A 17,705-nucleotide genomic window follows, 5' to 3' on the forward strand; every position below is an offset into this window, starting at 1 on the left:
CACGTGTTACTCACCCGTCCGCCGCTAACGTCAAAGGAGCAAGCTCCTTATCTGTTCGCTCGACTTGCATGTATTAGGCACGCCGCCAGCGTTCATCCTGAGCCAGGATCAAACTCTCCATAAAAATTATGATGTTTGATTAGCTCATAAAATACTAATTTGTGTTATCAATAACACATTGTTTTGAATCAACATTTAATGTTGAATTCGGAATTAACGTTGACATATTGCAATTCAGTTTTCAATGTTCATTTTAAATATTTCCTATTGGAGCGGGTGATGGGAATCGAACCCACAACATCAGCTTGGAAGGCTGAGGTTTTGCCATTAAACTACACCCGCTTATTTTATTAGAATCAGATAATGTATTTTGATGCGGCCGAGAGGACTTGAACCTCCACGGGATAAATCCCACTAGGCCCTCAACCTAGCGCGTCTGCCATTCCGCCACGGCCGCTCGGTTGACACTACGATGTTTAGTTCATCAAGATAACGTATTTCATTGTAATATGTTTGAAATGTTTTGTCAATAACTTTTTAAAATTTCTTTTACAAAGTTAACAACTGAAGTATTTGTTTACGTATGATTTTCGCAACGTTTTATATCTTATAATATAAACTACATATCGTCAATGCGTTCGCATAATAAAAAAGAGTAAAAATAATCATTTAAAGTTTTTATTTATATATATACACAAATTTCATATAAATATTACTTTGGTATTCAGGTAAAGCTCTGAATTTTATTAAAAATTAAGTGAAAAGTGAAAAAAGAAAGCTGAATTCATGAAATACAATCAGCTTTCTTTTTTCATTTGAAATGCGTAATTAACGGAATTTTATTTCTACTAATTTCCCCTTACACTGTCCACAAACCATTTTTTCAGTATTAACTTTTCTTATCCTATTAAATTTTAAGTTACAATTAGAACATACATACGTATATCTAACTCGATCTTCGTAATTTTCTATAGCGGAGCAAAATCTTGGCGCCCCAGTTTGTGTGCTTAATATTTTAAAGTCTTTATCTTTGTGTTTATACCCTTTTCCTTGTAGATGAAGATGGTAATGACATAATTCATGTTTAATAATATCTTCAATAGCCTTTTCCCCAAACTTATTATACTGTTTAGCATTAACTTCTATATTATGCGTATTTAATATATAACGGCCACCAGTGGTTCTAAGTCTTGGGTTGAAATAAGCTTTATGTTTAAAAGGTCTATTAAAATAAGATTTAGAAATAGACTCGGTCATTTGTTGTAAATTTACATTATCCATATGGATCAATCATTGTCAATGAAACTTTACCTTTTTTATCATCTATATCTAAAATCCAAACATCAACGATATCTCCTACACTCACAATATCCATCGGGTTTTTAACAAATTTCTTAGAGAGTTTTGAGATATGCACTAATCCATCTTGTTTAACACCAATATCGACAAATGCTCCAAAATCAACCACATTTCTCACAGTACCACTCAATTTCATATTAGGTGACAAATCTTCAATTGATAATACATCTGATTTTAACATAGGGGTGTCGAATTCATTCCGCGGGTCTCTATTTGGAGCAATTAATGATTTAATGATATCTTCAAGCGTTGGTTCCCCAATATTTAGTTTTGTTGCCATACTCGATAAATTTATATGATTTAAAGCTGATTTCAATTCGTCATTACCTAGATCCTCAACTTTGAAACCTATTTCCTTTAATAATTGGTAGGTTGCATCATAACTTTCAGGGTGAATGGATGTATTATCTAACGGTTCACTACCATTGATGATTCTTAAGAAACCAATACTTTGTTCGAATGTTTTAGCCCCTAATCGTTTCACTTTAGCAATATCTTTATTGTGTTTAATCGCACCATTTTCTTCTCGATAAGTAATAATATTCTGTGCGATTGTCGACGATAAGCCTGACACATATTGTAAAAGTGAACGTGACGCAGTATTTACATCAACACCTACCTGGTTAACAGCTGTTTCCACAACAAAAGTTAATGCACCTTCCAATGCTTTTTGATTTACGTCATGTTGATATTGGCCTACGCCAATTGATTTCGGGTCAATTTTCACCAACTCACTTAATGGATCTTGCACTCTTCTTCCAATAGATACTGCACTACGTTCTTCTACTTGGAAATCTGGAAATTCTGAACGAGCAACCTCGGAAGCAGAATATACTGATGCGCCAGCTTCATTTACGATAATAAATTGTGCTTTCATTTGGTGTTTTTGAATCATTGATGCTATGAATTGTTCTGTTTCTCTACTTGCCGTTCCATTACCGATAGCAATTAAATCAACATCATAATGGTTTACAAATTGAACAAACGTTTTTTCTGCCTCTTCTTTTTTATTTGCTGGTGGGTGAGGGTATATCACTCCTTTTGCAATAAATGTACCAAAGGGATTGATTACAGCTAATTTACATCCTGTTCTAAACGCCGGGTCGACACCCAATATTTGTTTACCTTTCATCGGCGGTTGTAATAAAAGGTTTCTTAAGTTTTCACTAAATACATCAATAGCATGGTTTTCAGCTTTTTCTGTTAAATCTCCTCTTATTTCCCTCTCTATCGAAGGCATGATTAATCGTTTTAGACTATCCTTTATCGCGTCTCCTACAACATTTGACCCTTCATGTTGAGATGTTATTTCATTTTTACGAATAAAATTCTCGATACCTTGTGTGTCCATCTCTATCTTTGCTGTTAATACTTTCTCTTTTTCACCACGATTTATCGCTAAAACTCTATGGTTGGCAATTTGTTTGATTGGTTCCGAATAATCGTAATACATAGAAAAAATTTCTTTCTCGTCATCGGCATTCTTTTTCTTTTGAGTTACTATTTTACCATGTTGGAACGTATCTTTAAGAATTTTCGTTCTATACTTAGGAGCGTCTGATACTGATTCAGCTATTATATCTTGTGCGCCTTTAATTGCTTGTGCTTTATCTGTTATTTCTTCATTTAAAAATTGCATTGCTTTTTCTTCAACTGACATATCCAATTTCGATTTTCTAAGCCATTGTGCAAACGGCTCTAAACCTTTTCTTTTTGCTTCAGTAGCTCTTGTTTTCTTTTTTTGTTTATAAGGTCTGTATAGATCTTCTACTCTTTGTAATTTGGTTTGTTTCAAAATATCGCTTTTTAACTCTGTAGTTAAAAGACCTTGTTCTTCTATATTATGTATGACTTCTTCTTTTCTTTTTTGTAGGTTAACCATGTATTGATATTCATCATCAATTTGTTTGATTTCTACTTCATCTAAACCACCAGTTTGCTCTTTACGATAACGAGCAATAAACGGTACTGTATTTTTTTCTTCAAGCAATGATAATACTGCATGAATTTGTTGGCTTGAAAATTTGTATTTTTCTTTTATAGATTGTATTAAATTACTATCCATAGTATCCTCCACTCATAAATAAAAAATTGATTTACGCTTTATTATATTCTAACATACAACGTTATCCCCTTGCCTTTTAATAATACTCAACCAAACATCAATAAAAGCAGAATCCCGGGTTTGGAATTCTGCTTTGCGAACATGCATTTTATTTATTTGCTGCTTCTTGAAGTTTCTTGATTGCTGTTCTTTGTAAACGAGATACATGCATTTGACTTAAACCTTCAATAAATGTACATTGTATAATTTCTCTTTCACGTTCAGTTAAAATAGGAAGTATTTTCTCTAAAATCATTCGTTTTTCTGTTAAATCATAATTATCATCTTGCTGACCCATAATATCTAATAATGTAACAGTGGAGCCATCTTTATCCGCTTCAATAGAATGATCTACGCTTAATGCATTATAACTTTGTCCCATTTCCATGGCTTCAAGCACATCTTCCTCGTTTACTTCCAGCCGGTTAGCTATTTCAGCAATAGAAGGTGAACGCTCTAACTCATTAGTTAATTCATCAGTGACTTTTTTGATACGCGGTCCAATCTCTTTAATGCGTCTTGGAACATGTACACTCCACGTTTTATCACGTAAATAACGCTTTATCTCACCAATGACAGTTGGTACTAAAAAGGCTTCGAATTTTCTATCGAAAGATAGGTCGAATCGGTTAATCGCTCCAATTAAACCAACCATACCAACCTGAACGAGATCTTCGTGATGAGATTGGCCTTTTGAATACTTATAGGCCAATGATTCGATTAACTTTTTATAATGTCTAACAAGTTTATCTTGTGCATCGGTGTTTTCATTATTTTGATGCTCGAGTATCCATTGGTTTATTTGTTCAGGTGATACGTCATTAACTGATTTCGACTCTTTCGCCATTATTTCGCACCTGCTCTTTTTTAATATACTTAATCATGCTAATTGTTACACCAGAATTTTTATCTACTGTAACTTCATCCATTAAAGATTCGATTAAAAATAGTCCAAGACCTCCTTCTCTAAGAAAATCTATATTTTCATCTTCTTTATATGGTCCTAGCTTTGCTTTCGTTTCTTCGTAATTAAAGCTTTCTCCTTGGTCAGAAATTACAATTTTAATTTTATCATCAAAAATTTCAAAACAAAGGTTAATCATGCCTACCTCTGTGGCGTCATCTTTATATGCATGTTTCACTGCGTTCGTTACTGCTTCACTGACTGCGATTTTTGCATCTTCTATATCATCATATGAGGCACCAGCACGTGAAAAAACCCCTGATAATGTTAAACGTATTAAACTTACATATTCGGCTGAGGCTGGTAAGCGCATTTCAATATAATCCTGTTTAAGTTGCATGTTATTCGACCTCCGTTCCTTCATTAACATGCATCAAATCTTTCAACCCAGTTATATCAAATAATCGACTTATTCGATCTGAAGCACCTAAAATATATAATTCTTTATCATTCTGGTTTAAAGCTTTCAACGTTCCTACAAATAGTCCTAAACCAGTTGAATCCATATAACTAACATTTTCTAAATTAACATATATATCATGTGTTCCTTCTTGTCTCATCGGTACTAATACTTCTTCCAATTCAGGAACAGTATAAACATCTAATTCTCCACCTACTTTGACCTCATAATGAGTATCATGTGTTACTGTTTCAATATTCAGATTCATAAATTACACTCCTAAGCATAGTTTCATTAATAACCATTATACCCTTTAAGTTTAAAAGCTAATCTTATCTAATTGACTCTTTTTATAATTAATATTGTTAAATCGTCTCTTCTATCTGGATTTTGGATTTTTAAAATCGCCTCATATAAAAGTTGAACGATGTCTTGCGGGTGCATATGTTTATATTTTTTTATCATATTTAAAAGATAATTTTTATCTAAAAAATCACCAGCTTCATTTCTAACCTCAGTGACACCATCCGTAAATATGATAACTAAATCATCTAAATAAATAGGTATCTCTTGTTGTTTATATCTTGTTTGTTGGCTTACACCTAATACACGTCCTCTAACACTGATTTCTTCAAATTCTTCAGTTTCAGCTCTATAGACATAACCAGGTTCGTGACCAGCAGAACTACAATATAAGAGATGATTTAATTCTTCATATAAACCATAAAACATCGTCACAAACATATTTTGGTTTACGTTTTTTTCAACTACACGATTTAGCCGCTTAAGTCCATCACTTGGTAATTGCGAATGTCCATATGAGTCCATTCCAAATTTAATCATACTCATCGCTAACGCAGCGGGTATACCTTTACCTATGACATCTGCAACAGCGAAACTCATCGTGCCATCTCTATGATCTATTAAATTAAAATAATCACCACTTACTTTTTGTGCTGCTACTGAGATTACACCGATTTGTATACTGTCAAATTGAGGAATGTCTGTCTTAAGCATAGTTTGCTGTAAACGAGATGCTAAGTCAATCTCTTTATCATGATATTGCAATCGATCTACAAGTCGCTGATAGTCCCTATAATTATATCCAAACCCTTTGACTACTTCTTTAAGTATATTAAAGGTTTTAGAAATTTGTTCATCATTTAAATCTAACGCTTTGACATAATTCTTATGAATTTCAACAATATCTTCTGGCAGTAAATCTTTTCTTTTTACTTCTTCTGTAAAGCTCTCGCACTTTTTTAATAAATCTGTTTCATTAACTGCATGTAAACTTTCGTCAATTAGCGCTTTATATTGATTTTTGAATTCTTTCACTCGGTATTTCCTCCTCAAAATGCAAATATAAATCGCATACATCGGTTTTAACATAAAAATGTTTTATTATATGTATGTATTTAAAATTGTTAAACAAGCTGTACAATTTAATTTCTATTTAAAGTAAAACACCCTCGAATTATTTATTTATATCGAAAAAAGCTTTAGGATAACCTAAAGCTTTTCAACTTAAACATCCTATTCAAAGATATGTGATTACAAACGCATCATTTGTTATCTCTTTTCTATGTACAAATAATCTTATAATTAAATGCTTGTTGCATGTATAGAGAATTGATGTCTATAACTCGCTATTTTATTACGTTTATTTAAGAATTATGTTCTATGATTTCTAATATTATGTAATCCTAAGCTAATATCTATAGCATTATTTACCTCTTGCATTTTTTCATCAGATAAATATGTTAATTTCTCTTTCAATCTGTTTTTATCTAAAGTACGTATTTGCTCTAACAAAATAACAGAGTCTTTGTCGAGTTTATACTTGCTTTTTTCTATTTCTACATGTGTAGGTATTTTAGCCTTATTAATCCTACCAGTAATTGCAGCTACAATTACGGTAGGACTATATTTATTACCAGTATCATTTTGTATAATGACTACGGGTCTTATTCCCCCTTGTTCAGATCCCTGTACTGGTGATAAATCAGCTAAATAAACGTCGCCTCTTCTCATCATTCATTGTTATGCTTAGAGCTAATGTAGACTTCATTGCAATCGCAAGCTTCACATTCAAATGGAAATGCTTCCGCCGCAAGGGAGAGATTCAAGTCAGCCATTTGTGAATAGCCTTCTTTTAAAAGTTGTTCAATACTATGATTTCTGTTTTGATTAAAACTTGCCATGAATAAAGACCTCCATGTGACTAAAATAGAATATATTGAGATTTCTTGTTAGATATATAATAACAAATTTTAAATACAGTGACTATACTATTTTAGTAATTCATTAAGGATTTCTAGGTCTTGCGTTCCATAATAAATACGTGGCAACCTTCTATTCAAGCGACATAGCACTTCATAATTAATTGTTTTTTGTTGACGTGCCAACGCTTCCACAGATTGTTGACTATCCGGATGATGGTCCATTAATATCACTTTATCACCCATTTGAATTTCTTCTGGAATTTTAATAATTATTTGATCCATACATACTTTTCCGATAATTTCACATTGCTGCCCGTTCACATTTACGTGGAAACCGGACATGATTCTTGGGAAACCATCAGCATAACCAACAGGTATGATACCTATTTTAGTAGGTTCATCTGCGGTATAAATACTACCATAGCTAACGGATTCTCCTGGTTGTAAAATTTTAGTTTGCACAATTTCGCTTATCCATTGTGCACTTGGTTTCAAATGTACTTTTACATTATCTTTTACATATTGTGAAGGATAATAGCCATATAGTGATATACCAATTCTTACTGCATTACAAAATTGGCTATCTTTCATTAAAGCACCTGCTGAATTTTGTGAATGTATATACTGTGGCTTTTCTTCTTCGTTTACAATGGATTCAAATAGCGTTTGTTGTTTAATCATAGATTCTCCTGGTTCATCTGCGCAAGCGAAATGCGTAAACACACCCTCAAACACTAAATGGTCACAATTGTTAATCAACTCGATGATTTCTTTATATTCAACTACATCTTTAATACCTAACCTGCCCATGCCTGTATCAATTTTGACATGTAACCACAAGACCTTCTCATTATCTTCTGGTATTTCTTCTAATGCTTTAATTAACCATTCTTTTGAAGGCACTGTAATTGCTACACGGTGTTGTATGGCTTTATTTATGGTATATGTAGGAATTACACCCAGTACTAATATTTTAGCATCTATCCCGTGCATTCTTAATTCAATCGCTTCATCTAATGTAGCGACCGCAAAAAAATCTGCACCATTACTCATCAAATGACGTGCGATTTTCAAACTCCCTAAACCATAACTGTTTGCTTTAACTACTGGCATCACGGTTTTACTAGGATGTAATTTTTGAAAAACTTGAAAATTTGCAACGATTGCATTTAAATCTACGTTTAAATAAGTTGATCTATAATACTTATCAGACATTAAATGGAACCTCCATTTCAAAAATAAATTTGCCGATTATATATAAAACTCATTTTATAACAATTCTAAAAAAATATTCAAATCTTATATTCTAATCATTGATTAAAAACTCACTTTATTTTTCTATGATAACCTGGCTCATGGCATAATGCTCTGTATGAGAAATACTTACATGCACTTTGAATCCGTCATAATGGATACAAGGTTTGCCTCGTTCGTCATTAAAGCAATCTATTTCATTTAGCGCAATAGATTTACCAAGTCCAGTCCCTAACGCTTTACTGAAAGCTTCCTTACAAGTGAATCTACCAGCTAAAAACTCTATTTTCCGTACTTCATTATTAAATTGGTTAAAACGCTTTTGTTCATTTATAGATAGCACCCGTTCGATAAGTTTGTCTTGCCTTTGATAAATCTTTTTGATTCTATCGATTTCTATTAAGTCTACACCGACACCATGTATCATAAGCTACTCCTAACTTTCTATGCCAAGTTACTTTAATTTATAGGGAAATGCCGTTATTGATTTTATTGCATAGAATTATTACTATTTTTAATTGCTTGTTTTAACGCATATGCTTTGTTTTTATCTATTAACTTTATCTCAGTATTACCTCCAGCTGTCGATAAAGTCAAACTCGTTAAATTATATTTTCTCATTATAATACCTTCATGTGTATCTACATTTTGGATCCGAAATAACGGTATATTTACAACATTAATAAACCACAAACCATTTCTAACAGTTACTTCTTGATTAACTAACTTATATCTAAATATTTTATATCGATAGATAGGTATGATGAGGCACCCCATGATTAAAATAATTAAGATAATGACTGTTCCAACTATCCATATCCAAAACATCATTTTAGAACTAATAAGATGTAACCACGCTTGGTTCACAACAGAAACGATAGCTAAAATGATGATAAAAACTGCTACACTAATTAAAGATGAAAGTCGTATGACTGTTTTTCCAGATGGATGCATATAATTATAATCATTCATCAATATCACCCCTCAAATACCATTTCTTTAATGCTTTCACGTTTTTATCTTCACTATATTTCAATCCTATCTCTGCATTTCCAGCCGCTTTTGCAATTATAAAATTAAAATTTGCTAAGTTACTACGACTTAAAAATGGATTCTTTGTAATTTGCATACCTAATAATTTATCGTGTTTAAAATACGTATTTTTAAAGCCAAACATAGTTACATTACGTACAATCATTTCATCACCATTTAATTTGAATCCTGATGATTTTATAACAATAATGCTATGTAAAATCATTAATATAATAACGAAACTAGCGATAGCAAAAGACCAAGCAGACCAATAATATGTCGCGATTGCAGCCATAATGATTAGAACGAGCGATTCTCTCCAAAAATATCTATGACACCCACGCCAAGGCATACCAATTTCAGGTTTATCAAACATCATACTTGGAATAAGGTTTCTAATAATTTTAAAAGCTTTTTCTCTTTTAATAAATGGCAGAATCATGACATTACCTCCAAGACTTACATCATCTTTATCCGTACTTCCCATATCACTTGTAATAACAAAATGTATTGAGGTATAACCGAATAATTTTCTTAGAAATGATTGTCGCTCAACGACTGCTTGGACCCTATCAGTAGGTACAGTAATACTTTTGACGTTAAACAAACCATATTGGATATTTAACTGATTACCTTGCTGTGTCACTGTATAATTAAAATTTCTGATAATCTCGATAATTGTCCCAAAAATATAACTTAGTAGGATAACAAGCGCAACAATTATTAATACAACCATAAACGTGGCTTGAAAAACTTGAGAGAATGTATCAGTAATTAAGTGCCAAGGTATAATATCATTCAACGCTACAAATATCGGTGAAAGCGTTGCAAAAGCTACACCGATAACGCCACTCGTTAATGCCATAAATAACAATTCTTTGAAAGTTAATTTATATACATCTATAGATTGCGATTTGTCTTCAAATGTTTCCTCTTCTTTCTGATTTGTAAATGATGATTCTGTTATATTCACCTCAGGATTTTGAGCAAGGCTTTGTTGTTTTTCTTTTAACGTTTGTTGAATAAATTCACTTTGTACTTTGGATACTGTATCTAATTCTATGCCATCACTCGGAGTTTTAATTTGCAATTTAACCCCGCCTACAATTTGATTAATAATCCCTTGTGATGTATCTAATGTTTGAATTCTACGTATATTTAATTCCTTTCTTTCCTTAGTGAAAATACCAGTAGCTAAAATAAAATGATCGTTTTCTATCCAATAGCTTGTATTGTAAACCTTTAGTATCTGAAGGATAAAAGATATTAAAAACAAAATAGTAACAATTCCAGGATATATATATGAAGTGTAATCAGAAAAGTCAAAGTTACGTAAATTAAATACTAAGAAAATAATAATTAAAATGATATTTTGTTTTAACGCCTCTATTATTCCAGTTATGTAAGATATAGGATGTAATTTTTGAGGACTATACATCATAATCAGCTCCACGTAAAAATTCTAAAATATTACTTTCAAATGATTCAACGTCTGTCGTTAAGAGAAGCGGGAAATCAACTGTGTGACCTGCAGTTTTTAACGATAGTTTGTCTAGAAATAATCTTTTTAACAGAGGATTACTTTTTCTTTCTAAAAATTGCGTACGTTCAAACTTAACAATATCATTCTTCTTAAAAAAGAAACCTGTCTTAATTTCAATATAATGGTCCATCATCCTATAAAATGTATATTGGTATTTTAACCATGGTTTTACAATTACATATAAAACATCAAATACAATAGCAGTAATAAATATATAAATCAAAAAGTGCCACCATTCATAATGATTCCATAAAAATATTAGCATCGCTATCACAGCCAAACTAACAATTAATTCAAAAACTTCTACTATGTAATAATAGCTAATGGCTTGTTTGGGACTACGCCTAAATTGTGGGTCGTTAGTCATGCTTACACTCCTTCTTAGAATTTTCAATTCATTATAACATAGCTACTATATTTGCTACATTAATGATTCAATAGCGTAAAATAAAAATTGCGTTGATTTAATATGATAAAGTCGACTGAAGGGCTTTAATACTTGGTCCACATCTTTTCTATTACAATCAATATGCCATTATTATATTCAATATTGAAATATTAATGTATGTCTCGTCTGCAACTTAAACTATATTGCTATTTGATGTATATAATAATTTAAAAATGACGTTTAATCATCCTATTCCGCGTAAAAAAAATCACTCCAAAAATTGGAGTGACTAAACCTAACGTTCATATATGATAAAGTATATTATTTTTTGTGGTCTGCGAATGTGCGACCTTTCATTGATTTCTTGTTATTTCTATCTGCTGATCTATCATTTTTCTTTTTATTGTTGAATCCGCCTTTTGAACGACGGTTTTTGTTGTCAAATTTATTTCCACGTTTGTGGTTGTTGCCACTACGTCTAGGGCCTTTACTTTGGCGACCTTTACGAGATAATGGTTTTTCAAATGTAAGTTGAACATCAACTTCATCATTTGATTCTACAAGCTCTTGTAGTAAAGATGCAACTAAATCTACATCATTATATTCTTCAATTAATTCTGTAGCAATACGTTGTAATCTAGGTTCGTTCTCTCTAGACATCCATTTTTGAACCTTACCTTTAATATCATTTTCACGTGCTTTAAGCACTTCTTTACGATGAGGGGGTCTTAATGCTGTCATTTGTCGTTTGTTAGCTTGTTCGATTTGTCTGATATAATCCATTTCGATTGGGTTAACAAAAGTAATCGCTACACCTTTTTTACCAGCACGACCTGTACGTCCAATTCTATGCGTATAGCTTTCCGTATCTTGAGGGATATCAAAGTTATAAACGTGACTCACGCCAGAGATATCAAGTCCTCTTGCTGCAACATCAGTTGCAACTAATATATCTAATTGGTCGTTTTTAAATTTCTTTAATACTTCTAAACGTTTAGCTTGTGTAATGTCACCGTGTAAACCTTCAGCTTTATAGCCTTTTGAAATTAATGCACTTGTTAATTCATCAACACGACGTTTCGTACGACCAAATACAATGGCTAATTCTGGTTGATGTACATCTAAGAAGTTTGTAAAGGTATCAAATTTCTCAAGTTCTTTCACAATTGTATAATATTCATCAATTTGTGGATCTGACATCTCATTATTCATTGTTTTAACAATGACTGGTGATTTCATAAATTGTTGAACTAAAGTTTGAATTGCTTTAGGCATTGTAGCTGAAAATAGCATTGTTTGACGTTGTTCAGCTGGGATTTTATCCATGATAAATTTCATGTCATCAATAAAGCCCATATTCATCATTTCATCCGCTTCGTCTAATATAAGCGTATGAATATCATTTGTTTTTAATGTGCGACGGTTTAAATGATCAATTACACGTCCAGGTGTTCCTACAACGATTTGGGGACCTTTTTTAAGTGATTTGATTTGGCGATCTATTGGCATACCACCAAATACAGTTACTACTTGCACATTTTGTCCATTAGCAAAAGCTCTAAGCGATTCAGCTACTTGCATAGCTAACTCTCTTGTTGGTGCTAGGATTAATGATTGAACCCCTTCTCGATTCGCCACTTTTTCAATAAGTGGAATACCAAATGCGCCTGTTTTTCCTGTACCTGTTTGCGCTTGACCAAGAACATCCTTACCTTCTAAGGCAAGAGGGATACTCTCTTTTTGTATAGGAGTGGCTTCATCGAACCCCATAGATTGTAGGGTTTCTACCGTTTTATCTGAGATCCCTAATTCTTTAAAATTTTGCAATATAATTCTCCTTTATTTATCTGTATTTCTATACATATATGTTCATCTAAGTTTCTTCAACTTCTTTATAGTACCACCTCAAGTATATAATCGCAATAAACCAAATTTGTTAAAATAACATAACCCTTAACATTTATAATCATATTCTGCTCAGAAAACACTGTAATATATAGGTTGTAAGCGTTTAATTTTATTTTCTGGTATTTATTTTATCTTTCGAAAAAAAATTGTTAATTTGTTTATATAGTTAATTATTAGAATATTTATTTACAAGAAACTTCTTAATGAATACAAATAACACTTAACTTTGTGCCTTTTATTAATTAAAAAATAATTAAAACACCACAATTCACACTTAAAAAAGTGAAATAAATCGCGGTGTCCATAATAAAGTTAATGTTTATATTTTAAAACGTATGTTAATAAAGAAAGTTAAATTAACGCTTCTACCACTTCTTCTAATTGCATACCCCGTGAACCTTTAATTAAAATCTTGTCTTGGGGTTCTATATATGATTTTAGTGAGCCAATCAATTCTGATTTATCAGTAGTGTGCGCTGCATAATTTACGAATGCTTGGCCAGTATGATGAATATGACGCGCTTCTCTTCCATAAGTAAATAATGCATCAATTTGTTTATTATCTAAGAAATTACCAACCGATTCATGCATTAATTGACTATTAGGCCCTAGTTCCAGCACATCACCGAGCACGAGAATTTTTCTTCCTTCCATACTGCTGAGAGTATCGATAGCAGCTTTCATACTAGTTGGACTTGCATTATACGCATCATTTATAACCAATCTCTCCTCATTTGTATGATGTTGCTCCATTCTCATACCTGTGAGTTGAACTTGTTGTAAATTTTTAAATATAGTTTCATAATTCAAATTCAATCTTTTACCAACAGCGATAGCTATAGTTGCATTTTTCATATTGTGTTCGCCTAAAATCGGTAATTCATATTGTTCCTCATGATTGATATTAAAAATAATGCCTGTATTATCTGTTTTTTCAATACAACATACTAGATCATTCGTTGCTGCTTTACCTATACTTAATAAATCTAAGTTCATTAATTGACTTACGTGAGGCTTTAACAAAGGCTCGTCGCCATCGTAAATAAATAGCCCTTGAGATTTGAGCCCTATCGTAATTTCAGATTTAGCTTTTGCTATACCTCCTCTTGAACCCAAGTCTTGCATATGTGATTCACCAATATTAGTTATTACAGCAATGTCTGGACTTGCCAATCGACTTAAAGCTTCAATTTCATGAAAACCTGACATCCCCATTTCCAATATAGAGATTTCTGTATCTTGGTCTAATTGCAAAATTGTGAGTGGCATACCAATTTCGTTGTTATAATTACCTTGCGTCTTTTTCACTTTAAATTGAGGTTTTAATACACTTTCAATCATGTCTTTCGTTGTTGTTTTACCATTAGAACCAGTCACCGCAACCACATAAGGTTTAACAAAGGCTAAATACGCTTTTGCTAATTTCTGTAATGCTTCCAGTGTGTCATCTACCCAAATGATAGGACCAGAAATTTCACAATCCATTGCATTGTCTTTTTGATAAAATGCTGCCCCTGCGCCATCTTTTAATGCTTGAACAACATATTTATGGCCATCCACGTGTTCTCCTTTAAATGGAATAAATAAGTTTTGCGCCTCGATTTTTCTCGAATCTATAGAAACACCTTTAATTGTGTAATCTAAATAGTCATTATCAATTTCACATGGAATCCATTCTTTGATTTGTTCTAAAGTTACTTCAATCATGAATTAATCGCCTCAATCAATTTTGTATTTATTTTTCTTTTTATCTTCGTGTTTTTCTTTTGCTAGTTCAATTAATCTACTAATTAATTCGGCATAACTTACCCCCATATTTTCCCATAAGCTTGGGTACATACTATAAGCAGTAAAACCTGGCATAGCATTTGTTTCATTTATAAAAATTTGATTATCATCCGTTACAAAGAAATCTGCGCGTAATAAACCAGAGCAATCTGTTGCTTTAAAAGCTTCCACAGCCATATTTCTCAAAGTCATTTTCACTTCATCATCTAAGTCTGCAGGAATATCTAATCTAATTTTTCCATCTTTGTATTTCGCTTTATAGTCATAAAATGCCACGTCTTTAACGACTTCTCCAGGCCAAGTCGTTTCTGGATAATCGTTACCTAGTACAGCTACTTCGATTTCTCGAGCATTAATACCTTGTTCAATTACTAATTTACGGTCAAATTGAAATGCTTCTTCAATACCAGTTTTCAACGCTTCTTCATTATTACATTTACTGATACCTACACTTGAACCTAGATTAGCAGGTTTAACAAAAACTGGATATTCTAATTTATCGTGCACTAATTTTAAAATATTATGTTCATATTTTTGATATTCACTTCTTAAAAAGCTTACATATGGTAACTGAGGTAACCCTCTATGTGCGAATAATTGTTTCATAACAAGTTTATCCATTGAACTTGAAGCAGCTAATACACCATTGCCGACATACGGTATATCTAATACTTCAAACAGACCTTGTATCGTACCATCCTCACCATTTGGACCATGTAATAATGGGAAAATTGCACTGTAGGCACCACCTAAGCTACCTGTACTTAATAAATGAGATATTTCTCCAGCATTAACATCTGTTAATCGTAATGTATCTATGTCATCTATAGGATTTACGATATTTTCTTTCTTTTTCCAGTCACCGTCATTTGTTATGTAAATGATGTCTACTTGATATTTATCTTTATCAATCGCATTCAAGACATTTTGTGCTGTTAATATTGAAACATCGTGTTCCGCACTTTTCCCACCATAAACGATACAAACATTTTCTTTAGCCATATTTTAGCCTCCATATAGAATTCTTAAACTACATCATATCACGATTTATAAATATTTTGCATTTGTTACGTAGTTGAAGAATGATTATTTTTTTAATTAGTATATTGAAGATTTTCAAGTATTTAAAGTGATAACTTTAATTAACCTTACAATTATATTTTTGATTTTATATACCCTACTTCTAGCAAAATAGTATAAAGTTCGGTAAAATCTATATATACTATATATATTAGAAATAATAGTTTTTCAAAGGAGTAAGAAATGAATACTTCACGTCAATCAAAAAATAATCATTGGATCCGGAAAATAGACTGGATTTTAGTAGGCATCATCATTTTATTAGCTATAATAAGTATTACATTTATTAATTCTGCAATGGGGGGCGGCCAATACAGCGCCAATTTTAGTATACGTCAAATATTATATTATGTTTTTGGAGCAATCATTGCATGTTTAATCATGTTAATTTCGCCTAAAAAACTTATGAAATATACATATTTACTTTATATTATCCTATGTGTCTCATTACTTTTATTACTTGTTATTCCAGAAACGCCAATCACACCTATCATAAACGGTGCAAAAAGCTGGTACACATTTGGCCCTATTAGTGTCCAGCCTTCTGAATTTATGAAAATAGTTATCATTTTAGCATTAGCTAAAATTGTTACAAAACACAACCAATTCACTTTTAATAAATCTTTAGAAACAGATTTCAAATTATTCTTTAAAATTATTGGTATAGCCTTTATTCCAATGGTACTTATCTTACTACAAAATGATTTAGGTACAACGCTTGTCATTTTTGCGATTATTGTTGGTGTCATGATTGTAAGTGGTATAACATGGAAAATACTAGCACCTATATTAATAGGCTCACTCGTGATAGCTTCTGGTGTCGTGTTATCAGTTATATACAAACCTTCTATTTTAGAAAATAGTTTTGGCATTCAATCCTACCAAATGAGTCGTATAAACTCTTGGCTTGACCCATATACTTATAGTAGTGGAGATGGTTTTCATCTAACTGAATCACTTAAAGCGATTGGGTCTGGACAATTATTTGGAAAAGGATTCAACCAAGGTGAGGTTTACATTCCAGAAAACCACACTGATTTTATTTTTTCGGTTGTAGGCGAAGAATTTGGGTTTATTGGGTCTGTCATTTTAATTTTGATTTTCCTAGGACTTATTTTCCATTTAGTCAGACTTGCAACTAAAATCGACTTACCATTTAGTAAATTGTTTATAATTGGATTTACTACGATGATATTATTCCACGTTTTAGAAAATATTGGGATGACGATACAGTTATTACCAATAACTGGTATACCGTTACCATTTATAAGTTATGGTGGTAGTTCATTATGGAGTTTAATGTGCGGTGTAGGTGTAATATTATCAATATATTACCACCAATCTAAACACTACACTGCTCAAACTAAAAATAAATAATCAGCTAAATAGATTGGCTCTATACTAAACAGGACTGATATAAAAATCAGTCCTGTTTTTTGGTACAAAAAAGCGCAAAAATCTCTATAATTTAAATATCTGACCAAATAAATTAAGGAGAGATTATGCGCCTATGAATAATTCAATAGATTTTATAAGTACCCTTGATGAAATAGATGCCAACAAAGTATGTCTCAAATTAAAAATAATCTTGAAAACTTTAAAAAAATATCAATCATTTATTAATAACACACTAAAATACCCTAATATAACCAATGGTCCA

At 31.9% G+C, this 17,705-nt stretch carries 17 protein-coding genes, 2 tRNA genes and 1 rRNA gene; 1 reads left to right on the forward strand and 19 read right to left on the reverse strand.

All coding sequences use genetic code 11. The annotated features are described in order from the left end of the window. The 19 genes from IEU88_RS13250 to IEU88_RS13340 form a co-directional block, all read right to left on the reverse strand. Positions 1-124 (reverse strand): 16S ribosomal RNA (locus IEU88_RS13250); the annotation flags it as partial. A gap of 144 nt (positions 125-268) precedes the next feature. Further along, a tRNA-Gly gene (locus IEU88_RS13255) sits at positions 269-342 on the reverse strand. 32 nt (positions 343-374) lie between these two features. Beyond that, positions 375-457 (reverse strand) — tRNA-Leu (locus IEU88_RS13260). Positions 458-828: 371 nt separating this feature from the next. After that, on the reverse strand, positions 829-1,281 hold the full coding sequence (locus IEU88_RS13265) for a SprT family protein (RefSeq protein WP_103373583.1): 453 nt from the start codon (positions 1,279-1,281) through the stop codon (positions 829-831). Then, positions 1,274-3,424, reverse strand: a complete 2,151-nt coding sequence (locus tag IEU88_RS13270) for a Tex family protein (RefSeq protein WP_103373582.1) — start codon at positions 3,422-3,424, stop codon at positions 1,274-1,276. Before IEU88_RS13270 ends, IEU88_RS13265 begins: the two co-directional genes overlap by 8 nt. A gap of 148 nt (positions 3,425-3,572) precedes the next feature. After that, positions 3,573-4,310, reverse strand: coding sequence for an RNA polymerase sigma factor SigB (sigB, locus tag IEU88_RS13275; protein ID WP_103373581.1), 738 nt, complete (start codon positions 4,308-4,310; stop codon positions 3,573-3,575). After that, the gene (gene rsbW / locus IEU88_RS13280; RefSeq protein ID WP_096808818.1) at positions 4,285-4,767 is read right to left on the reverse strand and encodes an anti-sigma B factor RsbW; all 483 of its coding nucleotides are present in this window, start codon (positions 4,765-4,767) and stop codon (positions 4,285-4,287) included. Before rsbW ends, sigB begins: the two co-directional genes overlap by 26 nt. Before the next feature lies 1 nt (position 4,768). Then, the gene (locus IEU88_RS13285; protein ID WP_096808817.1) at positions 4,769-5,095 is read right to left on the reverse strand and encodes an anti-sigma factor antagonist; all 327 of its coding nucleotides are present in this window, start codon (positions 5,093-5,095) and stop codon (positions 4,769-4,771) included. 68 nt (positions 5,096-5,163) lie between these two features. Then, positions 5,164-6,207 (reverse strand): SpoIIE family protein phosphatase, encoded by a 1,044-nt coding sequence (locus tag IEU88_RS13290; protein ID WP_242692998.1) that lies wholly within the window; start codon positions 6,205-6,207, stop codon positions 5,164-5,166. 294 nt (positions 6,208-6,501) lie between these two features. Further along, the gene (locus IEU88_RS13295; protein WP_096808815.1) at positions 6,502-6,864 is read right to left on the reverse strand and encodes a type II toxin-antitoxin system PemK/MazF family toxin; all 363 of its coding nucleotides are present in this window, start codon (positions 6,862-6,864) and stop codon (positions 6,502-6,504) included. Then, positions 6,861-7,031, reverse strand: a complete 171-nt coding sequence (gene mazE, locus IEU88_RS13300; RefSeq protein WP_096808814.1) for a type II toxin-antitoxin system antitoxin MazE — start codon at positions 7,029-7,031, stop codon at positions 6,861-6,863. Before mazE ends, IEU88_RS13295 begins: the two co-directional genes overlap by 4 nt. 87 nt (positions 7,032-7,118) lie before the next feature. After that, positions 7,119-8,267 carry an alanine racemase gene (gene alr / locus IEU88_RS13305; RefSeq protein WP_103373224.1) on the reverse strand — a complete coding sequence of 383 codons (1,149 nt, stop codon included), beginning with the start codon at positions 8,265-8,267 and terminating at the stop codon, positions 7,119-7,121. A 115-nt stretch (positions 8,268-8,382) separates the two neighbouring features. After that, positions 8,383-8,733 (reverse strand): holo-ACP synthase, encoded by a 351-nt coding sequence (gene acpS, locus IEU88_RS13310; protein WP_103373223.1) that lies wholly within the window; start codon positions 8,731-8,733, stop codon positions 8,383-8,385. Between the two features lie 62 nt (positions 8,734-8,795). After that, positions 8,796-9,278 (reverse strand): PH domain-containing protein, encoded by a 483-nt coding sequence (locus IEU88_RS13315; protein WP_103373222.1) that lies wholly within the window; start codon positions 9,276-9,278, stop codon positions 8,796-8,798. Beyond that, a complete protein-coding gene (locus IEU88_RS13320) occupies positions 9,271-10,776 on the reverse strand; it encodes a PH domain-containing protein (RefSeq protein WP_103373221.1) in 1,506 nt (501 codons plus the stop codon). The genes IEU88_RS13315 and IEU88_RS13320 overlap by 8 nt, the downstream gene beginning before the upstream one ends. Beyond that, entirely contained in the window at positions 10,769-11,248 is a 480-nt protein-coding gene (locus IEU88_RS13325; RefSeq protein WP_096808809.1) for a PH domain-containing protein, read from the reverse strand. The genes IEU88_RS13320 and IEU88_RS13325 overlap by 8 nt, the downstream gene beginning before the upstream one ends. A 342-nt stretch (positions 11,249-11,590) precedes the next feature. Further along, on the reverse strand, positions 11,591-13,096 hold the full coding sequence (gene cshA / locus IEU88_RS13330; RefSeq protein ID WP_103373220.1) for a degradosome RNA helicase CshA: 1,506 nt from the start codon (positions 13,094-13,096) through the stop codon (positions 11,591-11,593). Positions 13,097-13,528: 432 nt separating this feature from the next. Further along, positions 13,529-14,884 (reverse strand): UDP-N-acetylmuramoyl-tripeptide--D-alanyl-D-alanine ligase, encoded by a 1,356-nt coding sequence (locus tag IEU88_RS13335; protein WP_103373123.1) that lies wholly within the window; start codon positions 14,882-14,884, stop codon positions 13,529-13,531. 12 nt (positions 14,885-14,896) lie between these two features. Further along, positions 14,897-15,967 (reverse strand): D-alanine--D-alanine ligase, encoded by a 1,071-nt coding sequence (locus IEU88_RS13340; RefSeq protein ID WP_096808806.1) that lies wholly within the window; start codon positions 15,965-15,967, stop codon positions 14,897-14,899. A 261-nt stretch (positions 15,968-16,228) separates the two neighbouring features. Here IEU88_RS13340 and IEU88_RS13345 point away from each other — a divergent pair, with 261 nt between their 5' ends. Continuing rightward, positions 16,229-17,422: an FtsW/RodA/SpoVE family cell cycle protein gene (locus IEU88_RS13345; RefSeq protein ID WP_096808805.1), complete on the forward strand. Its 1,194-nt coding sequence runs from the start codon at positions 16,229-16,231 to the stop codon at positions 17,420-17,422. Positions 17,423-17,705 lie beyond the last annotated feature (283 nt).

This window comes from Staphylococcus nepalensis (assembly GCF_014635045.1).
In the GTDB taxonomy this organism is placed as follows: Bacteria; Bacillota; Bacilli; order Staphylococcales; family Staphylococcaceae; genus Staphylococcus; species Staphylococcus nepalensis.